The sequence below is a fragment of the Kitasatospora sp. NPDC058184 genome, from assembly GCF_042883725.1.
Lineage (GTDB): Bacteria > Actinomycetota > Actinomycetes > Streptomycetales > Streptomycetaceae > Kitasatospora.
The window spans coordinates 465,201-479,063 of sequence record NZ_JBHVVE010000003.1 but is presented as its reverse complement, the minus strand read 5'-3'; the positions used below and the strand labels follow the sequence as shown (position 1 = coordinate 479,063).

The following is a 13,863-nucleotide window of genomic DNA, read 5'->3' as shown; positions in this document are numbered from 1 at the left end:
GCGGGCGATGAAGGTGTACTTCATCCCCATTGGCCCGGCGCGGCTGAGCCGGTTCGAGGAGATCGGCCGCAGGCTCGGCCACCACGAGTGGGTCGTCGAGGACGGCAGTCTCAACATCTGGTCGGACCTAGAAGACTGACCGGGACATCGCTCCGGCGCCGGTGACGATCAGGGCCACCGGCGGGTACCCGGTCAGGGCCTCGGGTCGAGCGCGGGGCTGAGCCCGATGTCCTCTGACACGCGGTCCTGACCGATTGCCAAGTGGTCCTGACCAGCGCGGTGAAGTGCTCGCCGGTACGGGCTGTCACTGTCCCGCCGTACGCTCCCCCGAGCTGGAAGAGCCAGCCGGTCCGGGATTCCCGGGGCCGGCAGCGAGAAGGGCGCGGGACACGTGAGCTGGGATCCAGTCGGGACGGAGCAGCCGTGAGCCGATCGGACGAAATCCGTGGACACCCGCCGCCGGGGTGCCGGCCGGAGAGCCGGTGGGCTGAACACTGACTGCCGCCCGGAACCGGCGAGCGCGAGGGAACGAGGAGACCTGGTGGACCACGGAATGAGCGTGCTGCTCCGGGCGATTCCGCTGCTCATGGGCGCGGTGTCGGCCGCGCTCGGCGGCTACGTCCTCGCGCACTCCACCGGGCCGAGCGCCCGGGTCGCGGGCCTGACGCTGGTCTTCCTGGCCGCCGTCTGTCTCTGCCTGTTCGCCGTCGCGGCGACCGTCGTGCGGCAACTGACCGGCCGTTTCGGCGCGTTGGACCGGATCGGCTACCCGGCGTTCGGCTTCGCGGTGTCCGGGGCCGCCGTCGGCTACGGGCTGGGCCTGCTGGCGGAGAGCCACCGGCCGGTGGCCGACTTCGTGGCCGGCAGCGTGGTCCTCGGCATCGGCCTGGTCTGCGTGTGCGTCTCGTCGGTGGCCGCGGTCGCCACCCGCTTCACGCTGATCGGGCAGAACGCCGTCCTGCCGGAGGGTTCCCCGCCGCGCTCGCCCGCGCCGTTCGGCCGGTCCGCGGCCCGGGCGCTGGTGGCGGTCCCGCTCCTTGCGGCCGCCGCCGCCTGGGCGTGGGCGACCGTCATGCTGGCCAACGGGGGCGGCGGGGACTCGGACGGGCGCTTCACGGCCGGGCACGTGGTGGTCGACCAGGCGATCGTCTGCACCGCCCTGATCGGGCTGGTGATCACCCTGCTGCGGCAGATCCGGAACACCTACACCCGGCGGGAGCGGGTCTGGTGGCTCGTCCCGGCAGCCGTGCTCGGCGCCATGGACATCACCGGGGGCCTGGTCGTCGTCGCCCTGGACCCCCGGCCCGGTCAACTGGCCACCGGGTACGTGCAGATCGGGCTGGGTCTGCTGTGCTGGACCGTGCTGAGCGCGGTGCTGCTACTCGCCCTCGGCTGGCGCCGTGCCGCGCCGTCGGCCGGCCGCGCCCCGCTGGTCCCGGTCGGCACCACACTGCTGTGCCTGTTCATGTCGGCGTTCCTGTTCGAGTCGGCCGACCCGGACGTGACGGTCGCGGCCCGGGTCCTGGTCGGCCTCGGCGCCGTCTGCTTCTCGCTGTTCGCCGTGGTCTCCGTCCTGGAGGCCGGCGTCGCCGACCGGAACTGACCGGCCGCGAAGGTGACAGAGGCGGAGAAAGACGCCCGAAACCTCGCCGCAGCCACCCAGGACCGCGAACGGATGGCGGCCGCGCGGGACCTCGCCTGCGGTCCCGTCATCGCCACTGGCACGGAGCCGTGGCCACCGCCGGCACCGGATTCGGGCATCGCACCGCCCTTCAGCGGTGGGTCAGGTGCGGTCGTCGGCCGCCGTGTCGGGGAGGGCGCCGTGGCCGAGCCGGCGGCGGGCGGGCGCCGGTTGCCGCGCGGGGATGCCGCTGCCGTCGGCGGGCTCCAGGAACGGGGCCCGCTCGATCGCGAGCAGCCGGGGCCGGCCGGCCTGCGGGACGGCCTGGTCGGTGGCGGACTCGGAGAACGGCTGCCACAGCGGGCGCCGGGCCGGACGGCCGGAATGATCACTCATGGGTGACAGTCTGTCACCCGGCACAGCGCGCTGCCCGGGCGGGCGGCGGGGACCGGTCCGGCGGCCGCGTCGCGGTCCGGCAAGCCGCGGGACGCGGTCCTCCTCCCCCGGTGGGCGTTCCCGGGTACGGGCGCCCGCTGGGGAGGAGGGTGGGGTGGTGGGCGTCGTCGTGGTGGTCGAGCGGCCGGCGGACCGGGAGCTCCTGGTCCTGCGCGCGGCCGGCGACCCGGCCGCGGTCACCGCCTGCGGGCCCGACACGGCGGGCTGGGCGCCCGCCGTGTCGAGGAGTTCACCGCCCGATGGTCAGACGGCCACGAGGTGGAAAAGGTCCGGCTTGACGTCCTGGACCATCTGGTCGATGTCCTTGTCGGAGTGGTTCGCGGCGGCGACCCACTTGCCGGAGTGCTGGGCCTGGAGCGCGAACAGGGTACTGCCGTGCACATACGCCATCCAGAACGACTGGTTCGCGGGGACGTCCTCGTCGATGCAGCCGTATGTGGTGATCAGGGCGCCGTTCTCCTGGCCCCAGTGGTCGACCGCCATGCACCATCGCCGCATGGCGTCCTGGAGGTAGGCCAGCGTGCGGCCGTCGGAGGTCTGCTTCCGGCAGACGCGCCACTTCTGGTTCGACTCGTTGTTCCAGAAGTACTGGAGGACGGTGCCGTAGTTCCCGGAGGAGAGGGCGACGGTCAGCGGCCGGCCTTCGTCGGCCGTGTTGATCCGGTACAGGCCCGGGTCGCAGCGGTAGTTGCTCGAAGGGTCGGCGGCGAGGGGGCCGGCCGAGGAGGGGGCGGCCGAGGCGACGGGGGCGGCGGTGGACAGCAGGACGCACGCGGCGGCCGCCGCGCCGAGGACGTTCAGCGGACGGCGGGCACGGGCGTGCCGACGGTGCGGGCGAGGAGGCATCGTGGACTCGCTTTCGCAAGGGGCGGGCCTGGCTGCTCCGGTGGTCGGGGGCATCAGCAGGCGAGCCGCGCGCGGGCGGCGGCTCGAAGGGTGCCTGCGGGCTCCGGGAAGGAGCAGGCGACGGTTCCCTGCTCCATGACGTTGAAGGTGGTGAAGGTGCCCGGACCACCCGGGTTGAGTTCGACCCAGTAGCCGATGTTGCCGTCACGGGCGCAGATGAAGCGCACCCACTCGCCGGTGACCTTCTGGGTACCGCGGTAGAGGCCGTAGTAGCCGGGGCTGTTGAAGTTCACCGTGTCGGTGACGGTGGTGGTCCGGGTGGTGGCCTTGGTGTCCGACACCGAGAATCCGACCTTGACGCTCACCCTCGCGAAGATCGCCTTGAACTCGGCGCTCACCTCGACGCTGGAGTTGATCGTGGTGCTCACCGTGGCGACCTCGCTGAGGGTCTTCGTGTAGGTGCCCGTCGTGCCGGGGGCGACCGCGACCGCGAGGAAATCGGTGACGGTCGGCTCGACCCTGACGTTGTCGACGTCCTCCCAGTAGGTGTCCTTGGCCGGGTCGCACTGGGTGGTCGGCGGATAGGGGGTGGCGTGCGCGGGCGCCGCGCCGAGGCCAAGCCCGGCAACCGCGACGAGCGCGGAGATTCCCGAGGTGACGGCGGTGCGGTTGACGTGCCTGGTGCGTTTGGTGTGCCTGGTGCGCGAACTCATGGGGGAGCTCCTCCGGTGGAAGGGATGCGCAGCGATACGTCATGTGCATGACGTGACACCGTGGAGGAAATTCTCACATTCGCGCGGGGACCGTCCCATCCCAGATTCCTGGGAGCGCACACCGGGGCGCACCGGGCACGGGGAAGCCGCTCGCCCCCCGCGCTCGGGCCCGTACGGCCTGGCGGCGTGCCGGGGACGGCCGGGGCGCCGAGGCGGACTTCCCGGGGATGCTCCGTCACCAGGGCTCCCCCTGGCCGGTCCTGTCACCGCCCGCGGCCGCCGGCCCGCTCCGGGCGCCGGCAGGCGAGGACGGGGCGGGGCGGGCGTGGGAGCGACGCCGGCGCTCCCTCCCCCGGCCGCTGGTCGCCCTGGCCGGCGCCGCGGCCTCCGAAGCACGCGGCGCGGTGGCGGAGGAGTGGCCCGCGGGACCGGCCCCCAGGTCGGCGGGAGCGGCCCGCTCACGCGCCCGGGTGTGGTGCGGCTCCGTCCGGAGTACGGGGGGAGTTGAAGGTGAAGGCGCGCGGGGAGGGGCCGTTCGCGCGCAGGTCGGCCAGTCGCTCCAGGGCCTCGTCGGCGTCCGGCAGGTGCCCGGCCGGGACCCACCACAGGACCAGGTGCGCCTCGACGTTCCGCTCGAACCACTCACGCCGCCGCCGCATCGCCTCCAGGTGCCCGCTGCGGTAGGTGAACTCCCACAGCGCCTCCCGGCTCTCCCACACCGACATGTTGACGATGACGTCCTCGCCCGCCGGGCGCAGGGCGGTCGCGTCGTCCTTCCCGTCCGCGGCGAGCCGCCAGACGAAGCCGGGGGCGGTGTCGGCGGCGGCATTGACCGGGGAGACCAGATCGACGAACGGCGCGATGCGCGGGTCGTCGACGGGGTGGCGGAGCGTGGCGACGTTGAACTGGGCGAGGTGGTGGGAGGTCATGGCGCCATCCCAGCACGGGCCTTCTTTCTATGTCAATCAATATTGTTTTTAGAAGGCTCGACCACCACGCAGCACTCCCCGGGCCGGGCGTCCATCCGGGCATGGAGGGCGCCATCCGCGCCGAGAAGTCCCTCCAGGAGGGCGAGGTTCATGCCGCAGACGAGGGGCGGGAATCGCTCGGCGACGGAGTGGAAGGGGCAGTTGCGCATGCGAATGGCCCCCTCCTCCAGGCGGGGTTCGTACCCGCGGGCGGTCAGCAGCGCGACGGCCTCGTCGAGCCCCCCGCAGGGCGCGGCCGCTCCGCGCTCGGCCTCCCCCCGCCGCCGCGCGGCCGCGCGCAGCCCGTCGTCCAGCCCGGCCCGCTCGGCGGCCTCGGCGAGCAGTTCGGCGGCCGTCCGGTAGTCGCGCGCGGGCAGCGAGACCACCCGCTCGGCGCGCGTCCGCGTGTACACCTTCGCCGGCCGCCCCGCCCCCGGCCCCGACCGCCCGGTGAGCCTGCGGCTGCCGCTCTCCAGCAGCCCGGCCTCGACCAGCTTCTCCAGGTGGTGCGCCGCCAGTGTCCGCGCCACCCCGACGGCCTCCGCCGCCTCGTTCCGGCCCACCTCGCGGCCCTGGGCCGCCACGTACGCGTAGAGGCGGCGGCGCACGGGGTCGTGCAGGGCGGCGATCGCTTCGATGTGCTCCATGCGGCCATTCTAGGAACAATGGTCATTGGAGATAGAGGGGCGGGCCGCAGGGGCCGACGGGCCGGGCCGACCGGGCGGCGGGGTGGTCCGGTCGGCTCCCGGTGCAACGCCGCCGCGTTGCCGCCCGACGCGGCGCGGACGTGGACACGGGAACGGCGGTCGTGCGCACCGGCCCGCTCCCCCGCCCAGACCACGCGCACAGGAAGTGGGCGGCTTCGCGGGCGCGGTCGGGACGGAAATCCTCTTGCCAGGGGCGCACAGGCCGCGCGGATACTGCGGCATGAGCAGAATCGCGCAGGTGATCGTGCTGGCGACGTACGCGGACGAGGCCATGGAGCCGCTGACGCGGCAGGACTCGCCGCACTGGCGCTTCAAGCCGCTCGGTCTGTTCGCCGGCGGGTGGGTGATCGAGTTCTACGGGCTGCGCCACCGTAGCGGACTGCTCCGGCAACTGGAGTCCCTGGCGTGGCCGCACCCGGAGAGCGTGCAGGTGCTGATCCACGACGAGGAGGACGACTGCTACGGGCTGTGGATGATGCGCGACGGCGCCCTGACCGAGGTGCCGATCCCCGGCCACCAGCGGTACTACAACCCCGTGCCTCTCGGAACCTCCCGAACCGACCCGCCCTCACCGGGCTACCTGTGGCGGCCGGAGACGGTGGCGGGAGCCTTCGGGGAGGGTGCCCTCACCTCGCCCCTGGATCCGCGCCCCGCCTGGTGAGACCCACCGGGCCGGCCGTGCCGCACCGTGGGGGGCGCCCGGCGGGCAGCCGGCCCAGGCCGAAGCCGAGGACGCGCAGCGGCGGGCACGGGGCGGTCGGGGCGGCGGCAACCGGAGGCCGTGCGGCTGCGTCCACCCGGATACGAACGGTCGCCCGACCGTCGTGCTCCTGGGGGGATTTCCGTACATGCCGATCAACGACGCCGTCTTTGCGCCACCGCCGCCCGGTGCCCTGACGCCCTGCCCGAGCTGCGCGCTGACCGACCAGGTCCGCAGTGTGCCGGCGGTCCACCTGGGCGAGCGGCGGAACGTCACCGTGCGCTCCTCCGGCCGCGACGGCCGCGTTGAGACCCGCGAGGAGGTCTCCGCCCTCGGCCGGGCCCTGGCGCCCGCGCCGCCCGCGGTCGGCACGGCGGTCCAGACGCTGGCATCCCTGGGCTTCGTGACGCTGGTCGGGGCGGTCTTCACCTTCGTCCAGGGGACCATGGCGCGCGACGCGCCCGTCGCCCGGAAGCCCGACCTCTCGCCGCCGGACTGGGTGACCGCGCACCCGGGGTTCCCGAACGACTTCCCCACCGACCTCCTCCCGGGCGACCTTCCGAAGGCCGCTCCGGCTTCCCCGGCCACGCACACGGCGGCCGCGCTCGCCGACGCGAACGACGCGCTGGTCCCGCTCTGGGGGTCGTGTCTGATCCTGGCCGTCGCGATCGCCCTGCTGGCGGGCGCGACCGCACTGTTCCTCGCCAGGCGGCGGCACCTGGCAGGCCGGCCCCGGGCCGAACGGCTCTGGAACCAGGCCTGGTACTGCGCCCGTTGCGGCACCACGCACTTCCCGCCCGCCGCCGGACAGGGCACCGGGTCGCTCGGCCTCGCGGAGTTCCGCAAGACGGTCTGGACAGCGGGCGGCTACGGCGACCTCGCCGACCGGTACCGGCCATAGACGGGCCCGACACGCCCCGAAGGTTGGCAGGATCCAAGAGGTCGGCAAGCCGTGCTCCCGCTGACCACCCACCACTTCGCCGAAGGCAGGGAAGACACCGTGCGCCCGGACGGGCTGCTTCGCCACGGGCGCGCCAGCGGCTCCCGACGGGCCGAGCGGCGGCGCGCGGGGACCCGGCGGGCGGACCGGCGGCGGCGCGCGGGGACGGCGGCCGGACGGCGGCCGCTCGCGCCTACCTCGGCCCGACCAGCCCGCACTCGTACGCGAAGATCACCGCCTGCACCCGGTCCCGCAGGCCCAGCTTGGCCATGACCCGGCCGAGATGCTTCTTCACCGTGGGCTCCGCGAGACCGAGGGCGGCGGCGAGTTCCGTGTTGGTCAGGCCGCGGGCGGCCCCCAACAGGACCTCCCGCTCGCGCGCGGTCAGCACGCGCAGCCGCTCCGCGTCGCCCCCGCCCCCGCCCCCGGCTCCGGCGGCGGGGAGCCGGTGGGCGAAGCGGTCCAGCAGCAGCCGGGTCACCCGAGGGGAGACCACGGCGTCCCCCCGGGCCACGTCGCGGATCGCCCCCAGCAGCTCCTCCGGCCGGCTGTTCTTCAGCAGGAAGCCGCAGGCCCCGGCGCGCAGCGCCTCGACGGCGTACGCCTCCAGGTCGAAGGTCGTGAGCACCAGCACCCGCGTCCCGGGCACCTCGCGCAGCAGGCGCCGGGTCGCCCCGATGCCGTCGGTGCCCGGCATCCGCACGTCCATCAGCACCACGTCCGGCCGCAGCCGCCGCGCCAGCTCCACCGCCGCCGCCCCGTCGGCCGCCTCCCCGACCGGCTCCATGTCCGGCTCGGCGCGCAGGATCATGCCGAACGCCAGCCGCAGCAGCTCCTCGTCGTCCACCAGCAGCACCCGGACGTTCACGGCGCGCCCCCGGGATCCAGCCGTACGAAGACCCGCCAGCCGCCGCCCGGCCGCGGACCCGCCTCCAGCACCCCGCCGAAGGCCGCGGCGCGCTCCCGCATCCCCGCGAGACCCCGCCCGGACCCGGCGGATCCCGGCCGCCCGGTCCCTGCGGCCCGCCCGTCGTCGGTCACCTCGACCGTGACCGCCCCCGGCGCGCAGGACACCCGCACCTCGGCGCGCGACCCCTGCGGCGCGTGGCGCAGCGCGTTGGTCAGCGACTCCTGGACGAGCCGGTGCACCGTCAGCTGCGCCGCGGCCGGCACCCGGGCGGCCTCGCCGTCCACCCGCAGCCGGGTCACGAGGCCCGCCGCCTCCATCTGCTCGCACAACGCCCTGAGCTGCCCGATCCCCGGCGGCGACCGCCGGTCGTCCCCGGGCCCCGTGTCGGGACCGGCGTCGGGACCGGCGTCCTGGAGCAGGCCCAGGGCCCGCCGCATGTCGGTCAGCGCCTGCCGCCCGGTCTCCGCGATCCGGGCCGTCACGGCGCAGGCGTCGGCCGGCCTCGCGTGCCCGAGCGCGTCCGCCAGCGCCACCACCACTGACAGGCCGTGCGTCACGCTGTCGTGCAACTCCCTTGCGATCCGGGCGCGTTCCTCCTCCACCGCCAGGCGCTCCCGCTCGTCGCGGTCCAGTTCCAGCCGTGCCAGCCGCTCCGCCCGCGCGGCCCGCCGGATCCGGGCGTTCGCCCCGAGCAGCGCGCTCGCGGCGACCGCCGCCGTCATCGCGGCGGCCGAGGCGGGGAACCGGCCCTCGGGCGCCCAGCGCGCCGCCGCCAGCACCGCCCCGGCCACCGCCACCAGAGCCGCCGCCCACGCGGACCGGTACGGCGCCCGCGCGGTCACCGTCCCGAGGGCGACCAGCAACGCCGCGTCGGCGGGCAGCTGAACGCCCAGCAGCCACTGCGCGAGCGCCGCGGCGGCGATCGCCCCGAACGCGGCCCGGGGCGCCCGCCGCCGCCACACCAACGGCAGCACCAGGGCGGTCTGCAGCGCGAAGCCCGTACCGTTCGCCACCCGCCCCGGCCCGAGTGTCACCAGGAACAGGGCCGCCGCGAGCGCGGCGTCCGCCACCAGGGGCGGCACCCGCCCCGGCAGCCGGGCGAGGGCTCCCGGCGGGCCCGTCCGTACCGCGCCGGTCTCGGTCATCGTGTCCGTCCTCGCGTCCGCGTCGTCCGGCGTCCTCGCCGGAGCCCCACGGTAGGGCCCTCGCGCCCGCGAAGGCGTCCGCCCGCCGGCGGACACCGAGGGAGACCCCGGGACACCGGGGGCTCCTCCGCGCGGAGGAGCGAACGCGCGCCGGGGCGACCCGCGCCCACCGGCGGGATCGTCCCCCGGCAGGGCGCCCCGCACCCCCCGGCGGCGGAACCCTGGTGGCGACCCCGCAGCCGCACCACCTGAGGAGTACGCGCCATGCCCCCGCCCATGCCCCCGACCCGCCGCGCCCTGCTCGGCACGCTCGGCGTCGCCGCGCTCGCCACCGTGGCCGCCGCCCCGGCCGGGGGACATGGCCCCGCCGCCCCCGTCCCGCTGCGCCTGCCCGCGCCCACCGGGCCCTGGCCCGTCGGCACCGTCGCGCTGCACCTGGTCGACGACAGCCGCCCCGACCCCCTCCTCCCCGCCAAGCCCTACCGGGAGCTCATGGCCGGCCTCTGGTACCCGGCGGAACCCGGCGCCGGGCACCCGACGGCCCCCTGGCTGCCCCCGGCCGCGGCGGCCGACTGGGACGCGCACTCCGCACCGGCCCTCGGTGTCCCCGCCGGCGCCGCCGACTGGCGGGGGATCAGGACCCACGCCCGCACCGGCGCGCCCGTCGCCCGGCGCGCCGGCCGGCTGCCCGTGGTGCTGTTCTCCCCCGGCGACGGCGGCTCGCGCGCCCTCGGCACCACCCTGGTCGAGGAGTTGGCGAGCCGCGGCCACCTCGTCGTCACCCTCGACTCCACGTACGAGGCCGAACAGGTCGAATTCCCCGGCGGCCGTGTCGAACGCGCCCTCCCGCTCCCCGACGACCTCACCCCGGAGGTCGTCGCCGCCCTCCTCGCCGGGCACTCCCGGGCCCGCCTCGCCGACGCCCGCTTCGTCCTCGGCGCACTCGACCGCCTCGCCCGCGGGGACCGCCCCGACACCGGCACCGGCCCGCTCCCGGACGGGCTCGCCGAAGCCGCCGACCCGGCCAGGACCGGCGTGCTCGGGCAGTCCCTCGGCGGCTCCGTCGCCGCCCAGCTCGCCCACGACGAGCCCCGCGTCCGCGCGGCGGCCGACCTCGACGGTGCCCTCCTCGGACCCGTCGCCGACAGCGGCCTCGCCAAGCCCTTCCTGCTGATGGCCTCCGGTACGAAGACCCTGCGCACCGAACCGAGCTGGGCCTCGTGCTGGGCGGCGTCCACCGGCCTGCGGCACGCCCTGCGGCTGCGCAACACCGCCCACGGCTCGTACACCGACCTCCAGGTCCTCCTGCCCCAGCTCGTCCGCCGCCTCCCGGTCCCCGACGCGGCCGGACTCATCGGCACCGTCGACCCCCGGCGCTCCCTGGCCGCCCAGCGCACCGCCGTCGCCGCCTTCTTCGCGCGGTACCTGACGGGGCGGCCCACCGGCTTCCTCGATCGGCCCGGCGACGACTGGCCGGAGCTGGAGGTGCTGCGCTGAACCGGCCCGCCCGCCGACACCGCGTCACAGGTACGGCCCGACCCGCAGCACCGTGACCGTGCCGCCGTCCCGGCCGCCACACCCCCGGCCCAGTGGATCCGCCAGACGCCCGGCCCCCGGGTCGATGTGGGACGCCCACGCCACCGCACCCGTTCGGTCCATCAGGTGCGGAGCCCCGGAACGGGCTTCGGGCCCGTCCTGGCGTCGAGCTGACGGGTGTCCACATCTCCCGGCCGCTCTTCCCGGAAGCACCGCCGGGGACTCGTACTCTCCCGTGGTCAGGAGCCGCAGTTCGATCCGCAACTGGTCCCGCAGCCGATCGGGCCGTTGCTGCCGCAGCTCCTGCCGCTGTAGCTGCCCCCGCTGTGGGAGCGGCGGGTGCTCCTGCTGGCCCGGGCTCGGGCCGAGGCACGGGCGCGGGAGGCTTCGAGGCAGACCCGCAGGGCGTGCTCGGCCGGCAGGGCCGACATCCCGACCAGGGCCACGGCCATCGGCGCGTGCTCGCGACGGTCGGCCGTGGGCCCGTGCTCGCGACGGTCGGCCGACCGGGCTTCGGAGAGCACCCGGGAGCCGAGCCCGGTGTGCCGACTGAAGTCCCCGTACATGTCCACCAGCGCGACGGCCAGCCGGGCCACCGCGAACAGCGTGGGGAAGGCCAGCAGCGGGAGGAGCCAGCTCTCGTCCCGCACGAGTGCGTACACGAAGGCGGCCACGCCCACCGCGGCCACCACGAAGGACACCAGGACCATCGACTCCTCGGCCAGCGAAGCCCGGTCGAGGAGCTTTGCGTCATGGAGCAGACCCGCTGCCACCAGGCGGCGGCGCACGGCGTGTGGCGGCGCGTCGTCGTCCAACCACATGGTCAGCGTCCTCATGTCACCAGTGCGGGTGGGACCGAGACTGCGGACGGCCGCCGCCTCGAAGTAGTCCTCCGGGTCGGTCGCGGTCACGGTCGCGGTGACGTCCCCCGAGCGGGAGACGACGATCCGGCCCGCGTCGTGCATCTTCAGGAGCCTCAGCTCCACCAGGTGGCCCGCCAGGCAGGCCACTTCCTCCACGCTGGGGTCGAACTCCCGTCCCTTCGCGCGCCGTTCGATGCCGTACAGCTTGCCCATCCAGACGCCGGCATTCAGCCAGGTCGCGGCCACTGCCGTCCCTGCCCCCACCAGCAGGCCCGGTACCACCCACATGACGCCCCCTTCGCATCACTCAAGTGTGGGAACGTCCCGTGCCGCCCGGCAAGTCCGTCGACGAGGGCGGGCACCCGGCCCTGCCCACAGGACGCCGTCGATCACCCCGCGGGACGGCGGCCTCCAGGCATTCGGTCCTGGGTTGTCCTGATGGGGGCAGAGGCTCAGGCGAAGCTCCGCGCTTCGGTTTCCACTGCCGGATCGGTCCCACCGGCGCCGGGCGTCGGAGGTCAACCCGTCGGCGGGCCTGGGGCCTGTCGTCGAACTCCCGTCGTCCGCCCGGAGGGCGGGCGGGGCGGCGTTGGGGTGCGTGCATCGCAAGGCGGAGGAGGGAGCCACTGCGGTGGGGGCACCTCCCGGCCGAAGGCTGGGGGCCATTGGCGACCGACGACAACGCGGCGAGGTGCGCTTGTGCCCTGGGGGTACCTCCCGGCCGAAGGCTGGGGGAGCGTCGCCCCGCAGACGCGAGTTTGAAGACACGCCCTAGACACTCCCGACGTAGACGCGCAGGTCGGAGTGTCCGGTCGGCACCTTCCACCGGTTCAGGGCGTCCGCCATGTGGTACGGCCAGCCGGCGTCGTCCTGGTCGGCGACGAACCGCACGACACGTTGCTGCACGTCACTCAGGTCCCCGAAGGACTGCGGCGGTTCGGCTGGTTCGCCCGGGAAGACCGCCGTGAACAGCATGTGCGTGATGTAGTACCTGTCGCCCTGCCTTTCGCCGCCCGCGCAGTCAGCCAGGCCGGCCAGCATGGCATCGACCGCCCGGAGCGTCGTGGCCTCGGGCATCTCGGCCAGGGCCGTCACTGCGAGGCCGCCGTAGGAGCCACTCAGGAACGACATCGTCGCGGTCCTTTCCGGCGGCCGGGCGACGACCCGGACCAGCACGTCGACGACGGCTTGGCCGGCGATGCCGAGCCGGGTCAACGCGAAGGCGGAGGCCCAGCGCAGTTCGACGACGGGGCTGTCCAGGTAGCTTTCGACGAAGGGGACGACCGCCGGATCGCCGAGCAGCCCGAGGGCGACCAGGCCCGTCGCCGCGGCGCCCGGCGAGGCTTCGTCGGCGACGAACGCCTTCAGCAGCGGGATCGACGTCGACGCGGACTCGGGGAACCACGCGAGCAGGTTCGCCGTCTCGGCGCGCAGTTCAGGGCTGTTCGAGGCCAGCAGGACGGCGAGTGCGGGAAGCGCCTCCCGCACGGCGTCGTAGCACACCACCACCGCTTCGGCGTCGATGAGCACCTGCTCGCAGCCCTCCTCGCGCTGCTTGCGCTGCTCGTCGTCCGCGGCCTCGGCGATCCACCGGGCCCAGTCGTCGGCCTCGCCTCGCATCCTTGCCAGGTAGTCGCGGTCTTCCCGAGGGTTGTAGCCGTTCGGCAGATGGTTGTTGTCCAGCCCGATCGCGATGGCGACCAGCAGACCGACGAACCGATGCCTGTCGACCGATCTCGGGTCGAGCGCCATCCGCACGAGAAAAGGGACGGTGTGCACCGCGGCCTGCGACCGCGTGCCCTGGTGCACGATCTTGTTCGCGAGCAGCGCGCTCGACGGGTACGGGCCCTCCCGATCCCCCGTCTGCATCGCCCGGAGATGTCCGGGTACATCGTCGGCCTTGCCATAGGAGTGCTGCAGTTGGGCCCAGGGCACATCGTCCAGGCCGGCAAGAGGATCGCGGGTCACAGCAGCAGATCCTGGCACACCGGGAGTCCGCCCTGCGATTCGACGTTCGATTCCTGACCTGGCCAGATGGTGCCCGGATCTTTGGGAACAGGCTCCGCCCCAGGTTCCGCCGGCGCGACGAGGCGGCGACGGCAGGACGACGGCGGCAGGACCGCGCCCCGGAGCGAATCCATCCGGGACCTCACGTCCGCGCGGTACCTCGCCGCCGACGGTGGGGCGACGGCGCGTTCCACGGGCCGCCCACCGCTGAAACAGCCGAAACCGGAAGGGTGACCGCGGCATCCGGCCACGGCCACCCCACCACTCTTGATCCGGGGTTGCGGTCAGGCCTGTACGGCGATGAGCTGGAACTTCTCGTTCGGGTCGCCGGTGCAGTCCCACAGGACGATCGGGGTTTCGTTGTTCCAGACCGGGCCGGCGCCGGCGACGTTCAGGCAGCGGTTGCTGGCGGGGTTGCGCAGCTGGCCCTCGGCGGTCCACTCGAACTTCT

14 protein-coding genes are annotated in these 13,863 nt (G+C 74.7%); 5 read left to right on the top strand and 9 right to left on the bottom strand.

Annotated features, from left to right (window positions below):
• Positions 1–7: 7 nt before the first annotated feature.
• Together ACFVXH_RS08510 and ACFVXH_RS08505 are read left to right on the top strand one after the other, a co-directional pair.
• Positions 8–139 (top strand): hypothetical protein, encoded by a 132-nt coding sequence (locus tag ACFVXH_RS08510; RefSeq protein ID WP_387821588.1) that lies wholly within the window; start codon positions 8–10, stop codon positions 137–139.
• 402 nt (positions 140–541) lie between these two features.
• Positions 542–1,603, top strand: coding sequence for a DUF2776 family protein (locus ACFVXH_RS08505; protein WP_387821585.1), 1,062 nt, complete (start codon positions 542–544; stop codon positions 1,601–1,603).
• 180 nt (positions 1,604–1,783) lie between these two features.
• Here ACFVXH_RS08505 and ACFVXH_RS08500 read toward each other — a convergent pair whose 3' ends face one another.
• From ACFVXH_RS08500 to ACFVXH_RS08480, 5 genes are all read right to left on the bottom strand, one after another.
• Entirely contained in the window at positions 1,784–2,017 is a 234-nt protein-coding gene (locus ACFVXH_RS08500; protein ID WP_074006092.1) for a hypothetical protein, read from the bottom strand.
• A gap of 303 nt (positions 2,018–2,320) precedes the next feature.
• Positions 2,321–2,923, bottom strand: a complete 603-nt coding sequence (locus ACFVXH_RS08495; RefSeq protein WP_074006093.1) for an RICIN domain-containing protein — start codon at positions 2,921–2,923, stop codon at positions 2,321–2,323.
• A gap of 53 nt (positions 2,924–2,976) precedes the next feature.
• Positions 2,977–3,636, bottom strand: coding sequence for a hypothetical protein (locus tag ACFVXH_RS08490; RefSeq protein WP_074006094.1), 660 nt, complete (start codon positions 3,634–3,636; stop codon positions 2,977–2,979).
• Between the two features lie 458 nt (positions 3,637–4,094).
• Positions 4,095–4,565, bottom strand: coding sequence for a DUF3291 domain-containing protein (locus tag ACFVXH_RS08485; protein ID WP_074006095.1), 471 nt, complete (start codon positions 4,563–4,565; stop codon positions 4,095–4,097).
• A 32-nt stretch (positions 4,566–4,597) separates the two neighbouring features.
• Positions 4,598–5,251: a metalloregulator ArsR/SmtB family transcription factor gene (locus tag ACFVXH_RS08480; RefSeq protein WP_074006096.1), complete on the bottom strand. Its 654-nt coding sequence runs from the start codon at positions 5,249–5,251 to the stop codon at positions 4,598–4,600.
• Between the two features lie 280 nt (positions 5,252–5,531).
• Between ACFVXH_RS08480 and ACFVXH_RS08475 the strand changes: the two genes are divergently transcribed.
• Both ACFVXH_RS08475 and ACFVXH_RS08470 read left to right on the top strand, forming a co-directional pair.
• The gene (locus ACFVXH_RS08475; RefSeq protein WP_074006097.1) at positions 5,532–5,972 is read left to right on the top strand and encodes a hypothetical protein; all 441 of its coding nucleotides are present in this window, start codon (positions 5,532–5,534) and stop codon (positions 5,970–5,972) included.
• Between the two features lie 187 nt (positions 5,973–6,159).
• Entirely contained in the window at positions 6,160–6,912 is a 753-nt protein-coding gene (locus ACFVXH_RS08470) for a hypothetical protein (RefSeq protein ID WP_049655690.1), read from the top strand.
• 232 nt (positions 6,913–7,144) lie between these two features.
• Here the strand turns inward: ACFVXH_RS08470 and ACFVXH_RS08465 are convergent, their stop codons facing one another.
• Both ACFVXH_RS08465 and ACFVXH_RS08460 read right to left on the bottom strand, forming a co-directional pair.
• Positions 7,145–7,819, bottom strand: coding sequence for a response regulator transcription factor (locus tag ACFVXH_RS08465; RefSeq protein WP_074006098.1), 675 nt, complete (start codon positions 7,817–7,819; stop codon positions 7,145–7,147).
• Entirely contained in the window at positions 7,816–9,006 is a 1,191-nt protein-coding gene (locus tag ACFVXH_RS08460) for a sensor histidine kinase (protein ID WP_074006099.1), read from the bottom strand. The genes ACFVXH_RS08465 and ACFVXH_RS08460 overlap by 4 nt, the downstream gene beginning before the upstream one ends.
• Before the next feature lie 264 nt (positions 9,007–9,270).
• Between ACFVXH_RS08460 and ACFVXH_RS08455 the strand changes: the two genes are divergently transcribed.
• Positions 9,271–10,503: an alpha/beta hydrolase family protein gene (locus tag ACFVXH_RS08455; RefSeq protein WP_387821577.1), complete on the top strand. Its 1,233-nt coding sequence runs from the start codon at positions 9,271–9,273 to the stop codon at positions 10,501–10,503.
• A gap of 278 nt (positions 10,504–10,781) precedes the next feature.
• On the opposite strand, the gene ACFVXH_RS08450 is transcribed toward ACFVXH_RS08455, so the two are convergent.
• Both ACFVXH_RS08450 and ACFVXH_RS08445 read right to left on the bottom strand, forming a co-directional pair.
• Entirely contained in the window at positions 10,782–11,693 is a 912-nt protein-coding gene (locus ACFVXH_RS08450) for a TIGR04222 domain-containing membrane protein (protein ID WP_387821574.1), read from the bottom strand.
• 483 nt (positions 11,694–12,176) lie between these two features.
• Entirely contained in the window at positions 12,177–13,373 is a 1,197-nt protein-coding gene (locus ACFVXH_RS08445) for a HEAT repeat domain-containing protein (RefSeq protein ID WP_387821571.1), read from the bottom strand.
• Positions 13,374–13,863 lie beyond the last annotated feature (490 nt).

Excerpts from the sequence above, each read along its gene's own strand:
- ACFVXH_RS08470 (WP_049655690.1), top strand. The coding sequence starts at position 6,160 with ATGCCGATCAACGACGCCGTCTTTGCGCCACCGCCGCCCGGTGCCCTG.
- ACFVXH_RS08510 (WP_387821588.1), top strand. The coding sequence starts at position 8 with ATGAAGGTGTACTTCATCCCCATTGGCCCGGCGCGGCTGAGCCGGTTC.
- ACFVXH_RS08455 (WP_387821577.1), top strand. The coding sequence starts at position 9,271 with ATGCCCCCGCCCATGCCCCCGACCCGCCGCGCCCTGCTCGGCACGCTC.
- ACFVXH_RS08475 (WP_074006097.1), top strand. The coding sequence starts at position 5,532 with ATGAGCAGAATCGCGCAGGTGATCGTGCTGGCGACGTACGCGGACGAG.
- ACFVXH_RS08460 (WP_074006099.1), bottom strand. The coding sequence starts at position 9,006 with ATGACCGAGACCGGCGCGGTACGGACGGGCCCGCCGGGAGCCCTCGCC.
- ACFVXH_RS08485 (WP_074006095.1), bottom strand. The coding sequence starts at position 4,565 with ATGACCTCCCACCACCTCGCCCAGTTCAACGTCGCCACGCTCCGCCAC.
- ACFVXH_RS08480 (WP_074006096.1), bottom strand. The coding sequence starts at position 5,251 with ATGGAGCACATCGAAGCGATCGCCGCCCTGCACGACCCCGTGCGCCGC.
- ACFVXH_RS08500 (WP_074006092.1), bottom strand. The coding sequence starts at position 2,017 with ATGAGTGATCATTCCGGCCGTCCGGCCCGGCGCCCGCTGTGGCAGCCG.
- ACFVXH_RS08490 (WP_074006094.1), bottom strand. The coding sequence starts at position 3,636 with ATGAGTTCGCGCACCAGGCACACCAAACGCACCAGGCACGTCAACCGC.
- ACFVXH_RS08495 (WP_074006093.1), bottom strand. The coding sequence starts at position 2,923 with ATGCCTCCTCGCCCGCACCGTCGGCACGCCCGTGCCCGCCGTCCGCTG.
- ACFVXH_RS08450 (WP_387821574.1), bottom strand. The coding sequence starts at position 11,693 with ATGTGGGTGGTACCGGGCCTGCTGGTGGGGGCAGGGACGGCAGTGGCC.